This window comes from Sutcliffiella horikoshii (assembly GCF_044809035.1).
GTDB classification, from domain to species: Bacteria; Bacillota; Bacilli; order Bacillales; family Bacillaceae_I; genus Sutcliffiella_A; species Sutcliffiella_A horikoshii_G.
Genome location: NZ_CP085237.1, coordinates 387,591 through 403,503, shown reverse-complemented (window position 1 = coordinate 403,503; position 15,913 = coordinate 387,591). Strand labels below are relative to the sequence as shown.

14 protein-coding genes are annotated in these 15,913 nt (G+C 46.2%); 3 read left to right on the top strand and 11 right to left on the bottom strand.

The genetic code is table 11. From position 1 onward, the window contains the following. Positions 1-85: 85 nt before the first annotated feature. The 4 genes from LG307_RS02125 to LG307_RS02110 all read right to left on the bottom strand — a co-directional run bounded on the left by LG307_RS02125 (position 86) and on the right by LG307_RS02110 (position 6,433). Positions 86-1,237: a CamS family sex pheromone protein gene (locus tag LG307_RS02125; RefSeq protein ID WP_404447489.1), complete on the bottom strand. Its 1,152-nt coding sequence runs from the start codon at positions 1,235-1,237 to the stop codon at positions 86-88. A gap of 12 nt (positions 1,238-1,249) precedes the next feature. Continuing rightward, a complete protein-coding gene (gene ligA, locus LG307_RS02120; protein ID WP_404447487.1) occupies positions 1,250-3,256 on the bottom strand; it encodes an NAD-dependent DNA ligase LigA in 2,007 nt (668 codons plus the stop codon). 34 nt (positions 3,257-3,290) lie between these two features. After that, positions 3,291-5,594 (bottom strand): DNA helicase PcrA, encoded by a 2,304-nt coding sequence (pcrA, locus tag LG307_RS02115; RefSeq protein ID WP_404447485.1) that lies wholly within the window; start codon positions 5,592-5,594, stop codon positions 3,291-3,293. Between the two features lie 149 nt (positions 5,595-5,743). Then, positions 5,744-6,433, bottom strand: a complete 690-nt coding sequence (locus tag LG307_RS02110; RefSeq protein ID WP_404447483.1) for a heptaprenylglyceryl phosphate synthase — start codon at positions 6,431-6,433, stop codon at positions 5,744-5,746. A gap of 271 nt (positions 6,434-6,704) precedes the next feature. Between LG307_RS02110 and LG307_RS02105 the strand changes: the two genes are divergently transcribed. Continuing rightward, positions 6,705-6,866, top strand: coding sequence for a phage holin family protein (locus tag LG307_RS02105; RefSeq protein ID WP_404447480.1), 162 nt, complete (start codon positions 6,705-6,707; stop codon positions 6,864-6,866). A 493-nt stretch (positions 6,867-7,359) separates the two neighbouring features. Here the strand turns inward: LG307_RS02105 and LG307_RS02100 are convergent, their stop codons facing one another. From LG307_RS02100 to LG307_RS02090, 3 genes are read right to left on the bottom strand one after another with little or no spacing between them, the layout of a single operon-like run. After that, a complete protein-coding gene (locus LG307_RS02100; RefSeq protein ID WP_404447479.1) occupies positions 7,360-7,671 on the bottom strand; it encodes a YerC/YecD family TrpR-related protein in 312 nt (103 codons plus the stop codon). A gap of 27 nt (positions 7,672-7,698) precedes the next feature. Beyond that, a complete protein-coding gene (locus LG307_RS02095) occupies positions 7,699-8,727 on the bottom strand; it encodes a DUF3048 domain-containing protein (RefSeq protein WP_404447476.1) in 1,029 nt (342 codons plus the stop codon). A 45-nt stretch (positions 8,728-8,772) separates the two neighbouring features. Beyond that, positions 8,773-10,518, bottom strand: a complete 1,746-nt coding sequence (locus LG307_RS02090) for an adenine deaminase C-terminal domain-containing protein (protein ID WP_404447474.1) — start codon at positions 10,516-10,518, stop codon at positions 8,773-8,775. Between the two features lie 199 nt (positions 10,519-10,717). On the opposite strand from LG307_RS02090, the gene LG307_RS02085 reads away from it, so the two are divergent. Then, entirely contained in the window at positions 10,718-11,038 is a 321-nt protein-coding gene (locus LG307_RS02085) for a DUF2892 domain-containing protein (protein ID WP_404447471.1), read from the top strand. Between the two features lie 98 nt (positions 11,039-11,136). Continuing rightward, on the top strand, positions 11,137-11,241 hold the full coding sequence (locus tag LG307_RS02080; RefSeq protein WP_326929576.1) for an EYxxD motif small membrane protein: 105 nt from the start codon (positions 11,137-11,139) through the stop codon (positions 11,239-11,241). Here LG307_RS02080 and purD read toward each other — a convergent pair. The 4 genes from purD to purM form a co-directional block, all read right to left on the bottom strand. Further along, positions 11,216-12,487, bottom strand: a complete 1,272-nt coding sequence (purD, locus tag LG307_RS02075) for a phosphoribosylamine--glycine ligase (protein WP_404447469.1) — start codon at positions 12,485-12,487, stop codon at positions 11,216-11,218. The two genes, LG307_RS02080 and purD, sit on opposite strands and share 26 nt — an antisense overlap. Before the next feature lie 222 nt (positions 12,488-12,709). Next, positions 12,710-14,239 (bottom strand): bifunctional phosphoribosylaminoimidazolecarboxamide formyltransferase/IMP cyclohydrolase, encoded by a 1,530-nt coding sequence (gene purH, locus LG307_RS02070; protein ID WP_404447466.1) that lies wholly within the window; start codon positions 14,237-14,239, stop codon positions 12,710-12,712. After that, positions 14,236-14,826, bottom strand: coding sequence for a phosphoribosylglycinamide formyltransferase (gene purN, locus LG307_RS02065; protein ID WP_404447463.1), 591 nt, complete (start codon positions 14,824-14,826; stop codon positions 14,236-14,238). Before purN ends, purH begins: the two co-directional genes overlap by 4 nt. Then, a complete protein-coding gene (purM, locus tag LG307_RS02060) occupies positions 14,823-15,863 on the bottom strand; it encodes a phosphoribosylformylglycinamidine cyclo-ligase (RefSeq protein WP_404447460.1) in 1,041 nt (346 codons plus the stop codon). Before purM ends, purN begins: the two co-directional genes overlap by 4 nt. Between the last annotated feature and the right edge of the window lie 50 nt (positions 15,864-15,913).

The following is a 15,913-nucleotide window of genomic DNA, read 5'->3' as shown; positions in this document are numbered from 1 at the left end:
ATTGTTTATATTCTAATAGGAAGAAAATAATGGAGGGTAAAATAAAACCTACTATCCCATCAAAGAATAGAAGGTTCTGGCAACATTAATAGATATGAACAAACGGTTTTTCAGACCCGGCATCCCTTACAATCAGCGCTTCTTCGCCGCTGATGGAAGAAATGGACACTTGTAGATTGATATAGTTCGGGAAGTGCTCGACCACAAGTCCCGTTACATATTGAGTGAATCCAATCAACTCGGCTTTTCCGTTAAACTCCATATTCACTTCAATGGAAAGCTGTTGAAGTTCGCCGTCACGGTAATAACCTTTGCCGATGACACCTGTATGGTTTGGAAAATAGTCGTCAATATCCAACTTGAAATTCTCAAATCGAACGGCATCATCACGATATAATTCGGTGGTATCACTATTTGGGAAAAGATGATATTCTTCGTTCACTTCTTCCCATTTACCAACCGAATTATCGCCAGTTGCCACATTTGCTTTTGCAATAAAGCTTCCTGGAACAACGGAATTGGCAGGGCTCTGTTTATACAATCCAATGATAATCGGAACATTCTCCAGCCCTTCCATGCCGCGGACTCTTTTTATTATTTCTTCTGCTATTTTCTTTCCCTCGGCTTCCAGTTCGTCATCTGGAATCACATATTCCCTTGGATACCCGCCTTCTTTATCCGTCAAATTATAATAATGGACAGAATTCAAGGCAATTCCAATGGAAACCCCGCCAAGTTCCACCTGATCTTCTCCCTTGCGGACAAGATAGTTTTGTTCTTGCACATGTGCTAAGTAGATGGGACTTTTTTCGTTTGTATCTTCTGTATCAACGCCGCGAATCAAAGGAGGATTTAACCCATCCGTTTCCTTATCATCAGGGTCTACTCGTCCTAACCAGCTTCTAATAACGCCACGCTTAATATACTGTCCTTCCTGATACAAATAGTTGTCAGAAGGGAATACCTCCTGCGCCATTCTCATCAATCCGGTTTCCAGCTCCTCCACATCGACCCGGCTGTTTAGGCGCGGGGCGATTTGGCCGCGGGTTTCCCCTGGCTTATAAGGAAGAATTGTTTGATAATAGTCATCTGATATTTTATATCTAGGAACAATAGCTTGTTCCGTGTTTTCCTGCTGCGCTGGATCTTGTACCACTTCTTCCTGCTTCTCGAAGCCTGGCACACATCCGGTGGCAAAAAGAGAAACAACAAGGAGCAACGACAAAAACCTTTTCACTTCCAACACCTCTTATGATTGTATTTCCTTAAGCATTTGTGCTTCGTTCCAAACTTCTATTCCAAGCTCCTGGGCCTTTGTAAGCTTAGAGCCGGCCTCTTCTCCAGCAATAACTAAATGCGTGTTCTTGCTGACGCTTCCGGTCACTTTTCCACCAAGCTGCTCAATGGCCGCCTTCGCATCATTTCGTGACATTTCTTCCAGCTTTCCTGTCAGGACGATCGTTTTTCCAGCAAAATAAGAATCCACATCTTCCGCACTTACAGGCTTCGGCCCTTTATAGGCCATGTTGACGCCAAGTTCTTTTAGCTCTGAAAGGAGTTCTGCCACTTCCGGCTGTTCAAAATAGGTCACAATGGAGTCGGCCATCTTGTCGCCAATTTCGTGAATTGCAGTAAGCTCTTCTTTCGTCAAGCTTGCAAGTCTGTCCATATGGTCAAATTCCTGTGCCAAGGTTTTGGCTGCTTTCGCTCCTACCAGGCGAATTCCAAGACCAAACAAAAGACGCTCCAACGAGTTATCTTTGGTCTTATCAATAGCAGAAATCAGGTTATCTGCAGACTTTTCGCCCATCCGTTCTAGCTCCAAAAGCTGTTCTTTTGTTAATTTATAAAGGTCTGCCACGTCCTCGATCAAGTTCTCTCGGAAAAGTTGGGCAATCACCTTTTCGCCAAGACCATCGATATTCATGGCATTACGGGATACAAAATGAATCAATCCCTCGCGAATCTGTGCCGGACATTTCGGGTTGATGCAGCGCAGGGCCACTTCCCCTTCAATACGGACCAGTTCACTCTCACATTCCGGGCAGTGTGTCGGCATCGTAAAGTCACGTTCTTCGCCGGTTCTTTGCTCAACAAGTACATTCACCACTTCCGGGATGATGTCTCCGGCTTTTTTGACAATGACCGTATCGCCAAGTTTAATGTCCTTTTCACGGATGAGGTCTTCATTATGTAAGGACGCTCGTTGTACCGTTGTACCCGCTACACGGACAGGCTCAAGGATAGCCGTTGGTGTCACCACACCTGTTCGGCCGATATTCAGTTCAATATCTAAAAGCTTTGTGGTCACTTCCTCTGCAGGAAACTTGTACGCAATGGCCCACCTAGGGCTCTTTGCGGTAAAACCAAGTTGTTCCTGATGCTCGGTGTTATCCACTTTAATAACGATACCGTCTATATCATACGATAGATCAGGTCGTTTTGTGTGCCAAGCTGTGACATATTCGAGAACTTCTTCGATTGATGAGCACACTTTTCTCTCGGTATTTGTTTTAAAGCCGAGCTTATCCAGATAATCCAACGCCTCACTGTGAGAATCCACACCTGCTTCACCAGCGTCTGAAAGACTGTATACGTACACGGACAGGTTACGGGAGGCAGCGATTTTTGGATCAAGCTGGCGTAGAGAGCCTGCCGCCGCATTACGCGGGTTGGCAAACGGCTCTTCTTCGCGTTCCATTTTTGCCGCATTCAGTTTCTCAAAAGAATTCTTCGGCATGTATGCTTCTCCGCGAACCTCCATCGTCACCGGTTCTTTTAAACGCAACGGAATGGATTTAATGGTCTTAAGGTTCATGGTGATATCCTCACCAGTTGTCCCGTCTCCACGGGTGGCCCCAAGGACGAACAGGCCGTCCTCATAGCGCAGGGAGACTGCCAGGCCGTCAATTTTCAATTCACACACATATGTCACATCATCACCGACAGCCTGTTTGACGCGGCGGTCGAAGTCACGTAAGTCGTCCTCATTGAAGGCATTGCCAAGGCTGAGCATCGGCGTGCGGTGCTCGACTTTATTGAACATCTCGAGTATATTTCCTCCCACACGCTGGGTCGGGGAGTCCGCTGTTTGCAATTCGGGATTATCCTTTTCAAGCGTTAATAGCTCCTGTAAAAGGGAGTCATATTCGGCATCTGAAACGGATGGTTTGTCCAGCACATGATATTCGTAGTTATATTGGTTCAGTACATCATGCAGTTCGCGAACCCGTTTTTCAGCTTGTTCTCTTTCCATGCAATGTCGTCCTTTCTGATTTGGCGGTTTTCATCTATTGTTGAACCTTGGTAACAGGCGCAAATTTCGCTAGAAGGCGTTTTATTCCTGTTGGGCTTGGGAACGCAATGTCGAGCTCCTTGCCGTCTCCGTCTCCTTTGACACTGACAACGGTACCGACTCCCCATTTTTTATGCTCCGCTTTGTCTCCAACCATCCAATCCAAACTCTCTCCGCCTGTTGCAGTGAGTCCACGGGATGGGGCTGTCGTACGTCGGGCAGTTTGGGAAACAGGAGTTGCCGCTCTCCCTCTTCCTGCTGCAGATCCTCCACCAAACGGAGACGTAGGGCCTCCAAAACTTGATCCACGTCCACCAAATGGCGTTGGGCGGGATGCAGCTTCTTTGTTCTCTTCGCTTTCTAGCAAGTCTTCCGGTATCTCTTTTATAAAACGGGAAGGTGGGTTGATGTTCGTACGGCCAAACAAGGTACGCATTTGCGCATTTGTGATGAACAGCTGCTCTTCCGCACGCGTGATTCCAACGTATGCAAGGCGGCGTTCCTCTTCCATTTCCGCTTCTTCAAACAGTGAACGGCTGTGTGGGAATACCCCTTCCTCCATACCAATCAGGAATACAACCGGGAACTCCAGTCCTTTTGCAGCATGAAGTGTCATTAAAATAACCCCTTCCTGCTGGGCTGGATCTTCGTCATCCAATTTATCAATATCGGCAACTAATGCCAGGTCTGTCAGAAACGCAACCAAGCTCTTGTCGTCGTATTTTTCTTCAAAGTTCTTCGTAACAGACAAGAACTCATCAATGTTTTCAAGTCTGCTTTGGGATTCAATCGTTTTGTCGGCTTTCAACATGTCACGATATCCTGACTTTTCAAGAATCTCTTCCACTAGTTCCGTCACCGAGATGTACTCCTGCATCTGCACATAGCCTTCAATCAGCGAGCGGAATTCCTTCAATTGGGAAGTAGCACGGCCGCTGACGCCAATTAGGTCTACTTCTGCAAGGGCAGTGTAAATGGAGATATCATGCTGTGCTGCGTAATTGGCAATCTTATCAACGGTGGTTGCTCCGATGCCGCGCTTTGGTACGTTGACGATTCGCTGCAAGCTGATGTCATCGTCCGGATTCGCAATCAGGCGGAGATATGCCAGGATATCCTTGATTTCTTTTCTGTCGTAGAACTTGGTTCCGCCGACGATCGTGTAGTTGATGTTGGACATGAGAAGCATTTCCTCCATCACACGGGACTGCGCGTTTGTGCGGTAAAGAATTGCAAAGTCGCCAAGGGTGCGTGTTGGGTCTTGTCGCATCAATTCACGCATTTTCCCGACTACAAACTGTGCTTCCGATTTCTCAGAATCAGCCTGATAATGGATTATTTTTTGCCCTTCATCGTTTTCCGTCCAAAGGTTTTTCTTTTTACGGCCGATGTTATTATCTATTACACGGTTCGCCGCTTCCAAAATGCGTTTCGTAGAACGATAATTCTGTTCTAGGAGCACCACTTCCGCGTTCGGATAGTCTTTTTCAAAAGAAAGGATATTAGCGATATCCGCGCCGCGCCAGCGATAGATAGACTGATCAGAATCCCCTACCACACAAAGGTTTTTCAGGCGGTCCGCCAAAAGGTTGACCAATGTATACTGTGCTCTGTTCGTATCCTGATACTCATCCACATGGATATACTGAAACTTACGCTGGTAATATTCCAGCACTTCCGGCACACGCTTGAATAGGTGAATGGTTGTCATAATCAAGTCGTCAAAATCGAGCGCCTGGTTCTTTTTCAGTCTCTTTTGGTAGTCTGTATAGATTTCCGCCACTTGCTGTTCATATGGACCAAGTGGCTGTTTTGCGTATTGCTCCGGATTCATCAGTTCATTTTTTGCAGAGCTGATGGTACCTAAAATGGTCCTGGGCTCAAACTTTTTCGGATCAATATTGCGGTCTTTTAAGATATTTTTAATGACTGACAGCTGGTCTGTCGTATCAAGGATAGTAAAGTTACGGTTTATTCCGATGCGGTCGATGTCGCGACGCAGGATTCGTACACACATGGAGTGGAATGTGGAGATCCAGATGTCTTCTGCGGCCGGTCCGAGTAGTTTTTCTACACGCTCTTTCATTTCGCGGGCCGCTTTGTTTGTAAAAGTGATCGCAAGGATGTTCCATGGCGCTACCTGTTTTTCGGCCATCAGGTAGGCGATTCGATGCGTAAGCACCTTTGTTTTTCCACTTCCCGCTCCGGCCATGATGAGTAGGGGTCCGTCCATTTTTTTCACTGCTTCTTTTTGCATGGGGTTCAGTCCCTCAAGAAGCCTCTGACTAAGATATTGCATATTTTTCACCGTCCCAACAAACATATGTTCTTATTTTCTATCATACTAAATTGTGTAGTGAATTACTATTAATTTTAAAATCTTTGCGATCCACCGCTGTTTGATTTCCGCACTGGGCTTCAATCAACAGCTAAGATATCTGGCTACTACTAATTTTTCACAGCGTCTACTGTTTTTAGGGCTTCTTTTAAGTTATCGTAGACTGCGTTCCCTACTACGACGGTATCTGCGTGTGCTGCCATTTCTTTGGCGCGCTCTGCAGTTGAGATGCCGCCTCCGTAGAAGAGTTGTGTTTTTTCTAGCGTTTGTTTGGCCGCCTGGACGATTTCCACGTCCCCGTACGTACCACTATATTCTAAGTAAAAGATAGGCAGATTAAACATTTTCTCGGCAAGTCTTGCGTAGGCGATGACATCTTCTTTGTCGAGGTCGGTTTTTGCGTCTGTCAGCTTGGCAGCTTTGCAATCGGCATTCAGGATGCAGTATCCTTCCGCCACTATCTCCTCCCAGTTCATGATATCGCCGTACTCTTTTAGCGCTTCTATGTGAAGGTCTGTGACCCATTCTGTCTTTCTGCTGTTCAACACACTTGGGATAAAATAAAAATCAAATCCCGGTGTGACCGATTCGATGGTGGAAACCTCCAATGCACACGGCAACGAATATCTTCTCACCCTGCTCATCAGGCTCAGCACATTATCAAGCGTGACCCCATCCGTACCGCCGACCAGGATGGCATCGGTTCCGGATTCGCACACAAGCTCTAAATCTTCGTCCGATATCTCTTTGTTTGGATCCAATTTAAAAACGTGCTTCCACTCACGTATTTCCTTTAACACTGCAAACGTCCCCCATTCTAATTTTCCATTCCCCTATTATAGCAAAATCCCCGCTAATACGAAAAAGAGAAACAGAGATTGTCGACTGGAAGTTACGACCTTTTCCGTTAGACCAAAAGTTTTATTTTTTCTGTGACCTGTTATTTCTTTTGTCTAGCGGGGAATTACATAACTAACATCTTTAGTAGAGCTTAGGAAAATAGTTGTTTTTTGATAGATGCATGCATATCGCAATCGAATCAAAATATGATGTGATAAGGAGGTGTCCAACATGCCTATGTGGCTATGGTTTCTTATCGGCTTCGCTATTCTCTTGGCGTTCGGTGCTATCGTGGATTATTTCGGAAAAAGAAGAAGGAGAACTACTGATCCTTCCGCATCAACTAAAACAGTCGACCAAGTAAAATCAAACCAAGAAACGTTTTATCGGTGATGCCCGGTTTGATAAAAGATTTTTGGTGGAACCGCTTCTTAATAAGAAGCGGTTTTTAGTGTGTGGTTGGGGAGTGTAAGAGGAACCGTCCAATTAGACTTTTTATGGGGGTTCCCTTCCCGTTCGGGCGTATAGAACCGTTCTATTAGACTTTTTATGGGGGTTCTCGTCCATTCGGGCTTATAGAACCGTTCTATTAGACTTTTCATGGGGAGATTCCTTCCGTTCGGGCGTATAGAACCGATCTATTAGACTTTTCATGGGGAGGGCCCCTCCGTTCGGGCGTATAGAACCGTTCTATTAGACTTTTTATGGGGGTTCTCGTCCATTCGGGCTTATAGAACCGTTCTATTAGACTTTTCATGGGGGGCCCCTCCGTTCGGGCTTATAGAACCGTTCTATTAGACTTTTTATGGAGTTCCTCCCAATGAACGGGAAGCCATCCACAAAAAAAAGGTGGCCCGCTTTACCTTCAGCGGGCCACCTTAACTTTTTACACTTCTTCTGTTTTCTTTTCTCCTGCAATACGCTCAAGCGCCATTTCGTAAGCGTCGTTACCGTAGTTCAGGCAACGTTTCACACGGGAGATTGTTGCTGTGCTTGCGCCAGTTTCCGTCTCGATTTTATGATACGTGAAACCCTCTCTCAGCATTCTTGCCACCTCTAGGCGCTGTGCCAAGGATTGGATTTCATTGATGGTACAGAGGTCATCGAAAAATCGATAGCATTCTTCCATATCTTTTAAAGAAAGAACAGATTCAAAAAGTTGATCCAGTTCTTTTCCACGTAGTTTATTTATTTGCATAATTAATTTCTCCTTTGCTTAGTAAGACTAGTATGTGACCTTATTAAAATCTGGAATGATCTGAATCCATGTTTTTCCTGGGACAAGTGGGACCTGTTCGCCATTTTTATAAGGAAGGATCTTGCCGTCCACCGATTTCCATTCCACATCGAAGCGCTCTCCATTTTGAATGAGCACCCCGCTGCCGCCTGATGTAAGATCAAGTTCCCTTCTGCCCTGTTTGTCTACCACTAGATGGGACGTTTCAACAATAAAAACGTTATGTGCCACTAGCTCTTCCTTTGTTTCAAGGTCCATATGTTTCTCCCCGCCACTATAGCGGACATATGCTTTTTGTTCAGCATCGTATCTATATTCAACATGTGTTACCTGTCTAGATGAGTATTCTATTTTGACTTGTTCTAAAGCGGTGCCCTCCAGAGGATTGATCTGCCCCTTTTTTAAAAACACAAAAGGTTCGACCTCCGCTTTGGTTGCGTAGTTCAACTGCTCTGCGCCTTTTTGGATATTCGCTGAACTGATGTATGAATTATGCGGCGCCTTGCGGAAACTTGCTCGTTTGAAAAGCGTTCCATCATAGGTCAGTCCGTTTATTCCATCCACTTCTCCTGCTTCTATCTTCTCTTTGGCACCAGGACTCCAGCCATGGAAAACATACAAAGGATCATATGCTTTTGCCAGATCAACAAAATACGCTCTTGAACTCCTGACAGGTCCGATGGTTTCAGGCATTTCACTGTGAAAAATGGCAAGTAGCCGAGTAATGTCCCCTTCTGCCAGCACTTCAAAAACGATGTCTGCTTTATGCAGTCCCGATTGTGGCCTCGCCTTGCTATCATTATTAACCATCACAGCAACAGGACGCGCCTTTACCTTGTCTGCCACCATTTCTCCAGTTAACGGTGCTTGCTCCATCCCTTCGGAAATCTCTGTCGCCACTTCTGTGGTCTCTTCACTTCGCTCTTGACTAGAATCAATATCATTTTCGTTATTGGATTGGCAACCTGCCAACAACAGCATGAGGCTTGCCAATAACAACATCTTTTTCCTACTCATCCTAACACAAACACAACCTTTAGTATTTTTACATACTTTTATATTTTAACGCATTATTGACGGAAAGAGTACCGTTTTATTCATCACATCGTATATTCCTCTAGGTGTTATTCTAATATAAGGAAGATGTGTAGAGGATAAAAATAGCAATGTATAGATCGGATCATTGAAACTGTAGCCTCTTTCAAACAGCTGATTGCGCAGTTCTGTTTCCTGCTTCATCAGGTCTTCCATGCTGCAATCCGACAATCCTCCTGCCAGCGGTAATGGAATGTCGCAAATGACTTCCCCATCTTCCACCAGCACCATACCCCCTCCCAATTCCTTCATATGTTGAAAGGCTTTCAGCATCGCATCTTTGTCTTTTCCTATCAAGACTATGTCTCCGGTATTGGAATAGGAACTCGCAAACCCTTGGACATGCGAGCCAAATCCCTTCAGGATCGTGTTCACGCGCCACTTTCCTTTACGGTCGATCAGCATAAGATACGACTGATCATGGGCTGTGGACAAGCTATCACCTGATACATCCACTGAGATAGTATATGGCTTGATAATCACTTCGTTGACCATTTCCATCCCAAGTGCCATCGAAAATTGTAAATCATCCATGCTTAACTCCCAACCGAGCTTCATCGGCTCTAAGCCAAGTGCTGGCCAATCCTGGGCAGGAAAAGCTTCCTTGACTGGTTCGTTGTCCCGTGTCACCCATACTCCCTTTGAAAGGACGGATACCGGCGTCGGTTCTTCTTTTGCCTTCAGGAAATTGATGTTTGCTATCCGGCCTGGTGCAATACTTCCATGCATCTTATCCATGGAAAAATGCTTTGCTGCATTATAAGAGGCCATCCGGTACGCTTCTATTGCCGGGACTCCTTTGTCCAAGGCGATGGAGATGGTCCGGTTCATGATACCGCTTTCATAAAAGCTCGGGGTAGAGCCATCTGTGTTGAAAAAAGTCTGGTCATAATATTTTATGCCTGAAGCTTCAAGCTCTTCTAAAATTAACGGAAGATCCGGCCTGATGGACGAGTAACGCAAGGAAGCGTGATACCCTTGGGAAATTCGTTTGATAACATCCGCACCGTTCATTGCCTCATGGTCACTGTGGATGCCAAGCAGCTGCATTTTGGTCAGCGTCTTTTCCGATGCACCCGGAAAATGACCTTCTACAGGCTTTCTCCGCGCATTCGCTTCTTGAACCCAATGCAAAATCAAATCGTCCCCTGCCATCAACTTCGGCCAGCTTGTCAATTCTCCGCCCTGCATAACAAGAGGGTGATCTAGCCAACTTTTGATATTCCGAGTTGAAAAAATTTCATCCTCATTCTTAATCTCTGTCTGCGCATCAAATCGGCACCACCAATACATTGTCGCAGCCGATTTATTCATCTCTTCAATAAAAGAAAACGCTTTCTTTTTTGTCATCTGCAAAGTAAGCATCAAGTTGTCATTGACGAAGGTGGTCGTTCCTAATTTAGATGCATATTGCGCAAAGGACAGGGGATTATAAAGTTGAAACGGATGAACATGAGGTTCAATATATCCCGGTACCAGGAATTGCGTGCTACAATTGACCATTTCTGTGTTCTCTGTGTTTGTCGGCAACTGGTCCCCTACATAGACAATTCGATCTTCATAGACCCAGATATTTGCCGTCATCCAAGACTTTAATTGCACATTTAAGTATGTCGCATTTGTCAGAACCAAGGTTGGTGCCTGTTTCCCGTCAATGACGGCAACCTGTTCTCGAATTTTTTTGTTTTTCCATCTATATGCTTGTTCATGCATGATTTATCACCCACTCTTTGTGACATTGTTTTTTGTACCATCTGTATAGTATTTTGAGTAAATATTATCGTGATATAACCTCTTTTTACCATGTTACCATAACAGAGTCTCCCTTGCATTACCGTTCTTGATAATTATGTGAAAATTGATTTAACTTTACTTCGGTAAAATACCGTTAGAAGAAAAATTTGGAGGGATTATGATGAAAGTGAGACCAAATATCAGCATTATCAACGCGATGATCCGCATCACAGCAGGATTTGCAACACTAGCATGGATCACAAGTAAAATGGTTAGACGCCCACACCGCGACTCTTACAAACTTGTTGCCCTGCTCGCCGGCATGAAAATCGCAGAAGGCATCCTGCGCTACTGCCCGCTAACAGCAGGATTCGAACGCTTCCAAGAATACCGCAACGACCACAACAGCGAAAACAACCACTACAACTTCGACTTCGACGACTTTGAAGCCAAAGCAAACGGCGGCGACAGCGGTGCCGACTCCTACAACCCTTCTTGAGGGGGGAAAGTTGGAAAATGAAAAAAAAACACCTTTGGGGGTCAGACCCCCAAAGGGTTTTCTTCACTCACGTCGAACTATTTAAGGAGGTATGAAAAATGCTTGAGTATTTAACGGATATGTCGTTTGTGTTGGCGACGATTATTGGTGGTATTGTGGCTATTTTGTACGTGTTTGTTAAGAAGAAACGCCGGACGCAATAGCTTTGTTGGCGATGTCTTTGCGATAGAATAGATGATCGCATGATACTTTGCGCATCTCTTCGTACACTTTTTTCTGTGCTTGCGCTAAGCTGTCGCTTTGTGCAGCGACTAACAGCACACGGCCGCCGTTTGTTACCAGCTTTCCTGCTCGTCCTTCTGTGCCGGCATGGAAAACAAAACTATCTTCCACTTGATCTGTCCCTTCAATAACCGCACCATTTTCATATGCTTCCGGATATCCTTTGGAAGCCATCACTACCCCAACCACCGATTGATCCGACCACTTAAGCTCTAGCTCATCGTCTCCGCGCAAAACCCCTGTCAGTACTTCCGCTAAGTCTGATTCAAGCCTTGGCAGCACCACTTGCGTTTCCGGATCCCCAAAGCGAGCATTAAACTCAATCACCTTTGGACCTTGCTTTGTTAAAATCAATCCAGCATATAAAATACCTACGAATGGACGTCCTTCGTTCACCATTGCTTTTGCAGTTGGAAGCAACACCGTTTCCAATGCCTCTTCCAACACTGAGTTTGGAATTTGCGGCACTGGCGAGTACGCTCCCATGCCCCCTGTATTTGGTCCCATATCTCCGTCAAAAGCGCGCTTATGATCTTGTGCAATCACCATCGGATAAACCTTCTCGCCATTTACAAATGCCATAAACGAGAATTCTTCCCCTTCAAGGAACTCTTCGACAACCAGCTTGGAAGAGGCTTCCCCGAATTTTGATTCTGCCAACATTTCGCGTACCGCTTCCAACGCTTCTTCATCTGTCATTGCTACAACTACACCTTTTCCAGCCGCCAATCCGTCGGCCTTCAGAACAATTGGTGCACCTTTGCCTTCTATATACGTTCTTGCTTCTTCATAATCTGTGAACGTTTCATAGCCAGCTGTTGGGATGCCGTATTTTTTCATGAGATCTTTGGCAAAGCCTTTGCTTCCTTCTATGAGAGCTGCGTCCTTGGTTGGTCCGAATACTTGAAGTCCTTCCGCTTGGAATGCGTCGACAATTCCGTTCAGTAAAGGTACTTCCGGGCCGACCATGGTGAGGTCGATTTGGTTTTCTTTTGCAAAATTAATTAAGAAGTTTGTGTCGGATTCTTGGATGGGTACTAGGGTTCCGACTGCTTCCATGCCGATGTTTCCTGGAGCGATGAAGACTTCGGTTACGGACGGGCTTTGTGCGAATTTCCAGGCGATGGCGTGTTCGCGTCCGCCTTTTCCAACTACCAATACTTTCATGGTTTTTCCTCCTGACGTGTTGAGGGATTTATTCGTTAACTCCCTGTTTCCTTTCGTTCCAGGTGTTCGCTTTCCGCGGGGCGGTGCTTGAGCCTCCTCGCTACGCTGTGGGGTCTCAAGTCTACCGCTACCTCCCGCCGGAGTCTCACACCTTGCACTTCAGTCAACAGGGGAAACTGGCTAATCACGGGCGAGTCTCAAATTCCAGATGGACAACTTCCTTTAATGCTTAAAATGTCTCATCCCTGTAAATACCATCGCAATGCCGTATTCGTCGGCTTTTTTTATGGAGTCTTCGTCTTTGATGGAGCCGCCCGGTTGGATGATGGCTGTTACGCCGGCTTTTGCGGCTGCTTCGACTGTGTCGTTCATTGGGAAGAATGCGTCAGATCCTAGTGCGGAACCTACCGCTTTTTCGCCAGCCTGCTCAATGGCAATTTTGGCAGCGCCAACGCGGTTCATCTGTCCTGCTCCAACGCCGACGGTCTGCCCTTCTTTTGCAAGCACGATAGCGTTGGATTTCACATGCTTCACGACTTTCCATGCAAGCTTCAGATCTGCCCACTCTTGCTCTGTAGGCTCGCGCTTGGTTGGAACAGAAACAGTCGCATCTTCTAAGCCGAACTGATCCTCATCCTGCACCAACAGACCACCGCGAACGGATACCATGCGGGACTGCATCACACCTGCCCCGTTCATATCAACCAATAACAGACGGATATTCTTTTTCTGCTTCAAGACAGCGAACGCATCCTCACTGAAGGACGGCGCAATGACAATCTCTAAGAATAATTCATGTAAAAGTTCTGCCGTTTCCTTATCCACTTCCGTGTTGAAAGCGATGATGCCTCCGAAAATGGATACCGGATCTGCTTCATATGCACGACGGTACGCTTCCACCGTTGTTGCACCAGTGCCCACTCCGCAAGGATTCATATGCTTAACCGCAACGACTGCAGGATTTGTGAACTCTTTTACAATCTGCAATGCCGCATCTGCATCATTAATATTGTTGTAGGATAATTCTTTTCCGTGAAGCTGCTCAGCTGATGCAATCGAGAATTCCGATGCTAATGGCGCTTGGTAGAAAGCTGCCTGTTGGTGTGGATTCTCTCCGTAACGCAAGTCTTGTTTTTTCTCAAATGTAACAGTCAGGGACTCCGGGTGCTTTTCTTCCACCGCTTCTGTCAGATAGTTAGAGATCATCGCGTCATATGCTGCTGTATGGCGGAATACTTTGGCAGCAAGGCGGCGGCGTGTTGCCACCTCGACTTTTCCGCTTTCTTTTAGCTCCGAAATAACGCCCTCGTAGTCAACCGGATCTACTAAAACTGCAACGTCCTTGTGATTTTTTGCTGCTGCACGAAGCATCGTCGGGCCGCCGATATCAATGTTTTCAATGGCATCTTCAAAGGTGGAGTCCGCTTTAGAGATCGTCTCTTTAAATGGGTAAAGGTTTACCACAACCAAGTCGATCGGGGTAATTCCATGCTCCTCAAGCTGCGCTTTGTGGCTTTCGTTGTCACGCATCGCCAATAATCCACCATGGATCATCGGGTGCAATGTTTTTACACGGCCATCCAGGATTTCAGGGAATCCTGTCACTTCAGAAATGCCGATGACCTTCACACCATTATCCTGCAATACTTTTTTGGTCCCGCCAGTAGAGATAACCTCCACCCCTAGGTCCACTAATTGTTGTACAAATGGGACGATGCCCTCTTTATTGGAAACACTCACTAATGCTCTCATCGTATCGCTGCCTCTCCTTTGACTGTAAAAAGTTGTTGTAAGGTTTTCGGGTAAAATGTATGTTCAATCTCATGTATTTTCTTTTCTAAACTTTCACGTGTGTCGTCCGGGCCAATTTCAATCGTGTGTTGCGCAATGATGGGACCGGTGTCCATGCCTTCATCCACAAAATGAATGGTCACTCCTGTCAATTTAACACCATACTCGAGCGCTTGACCGACTGCATCAAGGCCGGGGAACGCCGGTAAAAGGGAAGGATGGATATTGACGATTTTCCCTTTATAAGCGTCAAGAAGTGTCGGGCCGATCAGACGCATATAGCCTGCCAGCACAATGAAATCCACTTCATATCGCGCCAACTCCTGGAGGATGTGATCTTCAAATTCTACTTTCGTTTGATAGCTTTTTGGCGCAAATGCGAAATAGGGAATGTCCGCTGCAGTCGCACGTTCCACCACATAGGCACCTGGCCGGTCACACACAAGCAATGCCGGTGTGGCATCGAGCAAGCCTTTTCGGCACGCATCCGTGATCGCCTGAAAATTGGAGCCGCTCCCTGATGCGAAAATGGCGATTCTCTTTGTCATCGGATTTCTCCTCCGCCAAACGTGATGCCCTCGCCCTCTTTTACACGCCCAATCAAGTAGGCCTTCTCTCCGTTAGCTTCAAGAATCCGAACTACCTGTGGTAAAATTTCTTCGTTGATCGCAAGCACCATGCCAATGCCCATGTTGAAAATATTGAACATTTCCTTACGATCCAGCTCGCCAACCTCTTGTAAAAGGTCGAAAATCGGTGGAATCGGCCATGTCCCGTAATCCACTTCAGCTTGCAAGCCCTCCGGTAGCATGCGCGGAATATTTTCGATAAATCCACCGCCTGTTATATGAGCCATTCCATTAATGTCGTACTTTTTTAAAACTTCAAGAATCGGTTTCACATAAATTTTCGTAGGAGTCAGCAGCTCTTCGCCGAGTGTCCCGGCAAAGCCATCGTACTTCGCATCAAGGTCCAGTTTGCCTTTTTCAAAAACAATTTTGCGGACCAACGAGTAGCCATTGCTATGGATCCCGCTTGAGCTAAGTCCAATCAACACGTTGCCCGGCTCTATTTGGGAACCATTAATCAAACGCTCCTTGTCTACCACGCCAACTGTAAAACCGGCAAGATCGTATTCGGAGTCATCATACATGCCAGGCATTTCCGCCGTTTCGCCGCCTACTAAGGCACAGCCCGCTTGCTCGCAGCCGTCTGCGATCCCTTTTACGATGGCCTCGATTCGCTCCGGCACCGCTTTTCCGCATGCAATATAGTCCAGAAAATAAAGCGGCTCTGCTCCTTGCACGACAACATCGTTCACACACATCGCAACTGCATCCACCCCGATGGTGTCATGCTTGTCGAGCTGGAAAGCAAGCATCAGCTTTGTGCCGACACCGTCCGTACCGGATACAAGGACCGGGTTTTTTACATTTACTGCCGATAGGTCAAACAGGCCTCCAAATCCGCCAAGGCCCCCCATCACTTCTGGCCTCATCGTTCTCGCCACATGCTTTTTCATACGCGTCACCGCTTCATAGCCCGCTTCTATATCTACACCCGCTTGCTTGTATGCATTTGCCATATGTGTTGTATCTCCCTTCCAATGGAAAAGCGACGAATCTTAAGAATCCC